This window comes from Aurantimonas marianensis, assembly GCF_024195285.1.
Lineage (GTDB): Bacteria > Pseudomonadota > Alphaproteobacteria > Rhizobiales > Rhizobiaceae > Aurantimonas > Aurantimonas marianensis.
Map to the genome: position 1 here is coordinate 1 of NZ_JALHBS010000143.1, position 772 is coordinate 772.

1 protein-coding gene is annotated in these 772 nt (G+C 69.3%); it reads left to right on the forward strand.

The features are described 5' to 3' along the window. Nucleotides 1-772, forward strand: a 772-nt coding sequence (locus MJ956_RS18705) for a methyl-accepting chemotaxis protein (protein WP_253965925.1), incomplete at both ends; no start/stop codon positions are given.

Below are 772 nucleotides of genomic sequence, written 5' to 3' on the forward strand. Positions count from 1 at the left end.
GCCGGTGGCGGCCGAGTTCGAGCCGATCCGGGCGAAGTTCAACGATTCGGTGGCCAAGCTGGAAGACGCGATCGGCGGCGTGGTGACCCCGATCGCCTCGATCCGCTCGGGCCTTGGCGAGATCAACACGGCCTCGAACGACCTGGCGCAGCGCACCGAGCAGCAGGCGGCGAACCTTGAGGAGACGGTAGCGGCGCTGGGCGAGGTGACGACAGCGGTGAACGAGACCGCCGAGGGCGCCGGCAAGGCGCAGAATGCGGCGCGTGCCGCCCGCGGCAAGGCCGAGAAGGGCGGCGAGATCGTCGGCCAGGCGGTGGCGGCGATGAGCCAGATCGAAAAATCCTCCGAGCAGATCAACCAGATCATCTCGGTGATCGACGAGATCGCCTTCCAGACCAACCTCCTGGCGCTGAACGCCGGGGTCGAGGCGGCGCGGGCCGGCGAGGCCGGCAAGGGCTTTGCGGTGGTCGCGCAGGAAGTGCGCGGGCTCGCCCAGCGCTCGGCGGAGGCGGCCAAGGAGATCAAGACGCTGATCGCGACGTCGCGCAGCCAGGTGGAGAGCGGCGTCGAGCTGGTGACGGCCTCGGGCAAGTCGCTGGACGAGATCGTCGCCGAGGTGAGTTCGATGGCCGAGCTGATCTCGACCATCGCGGTGAGCGCCAAGGAACAGGCGACGAGCCTGCGCGAGGTATCGGGCGCGGCCGACCAGATGGACAAGGTGACGCAGCAGAACGCGGCGATGGTGGAACAGGCGACGGCGGCCAGCCAGACC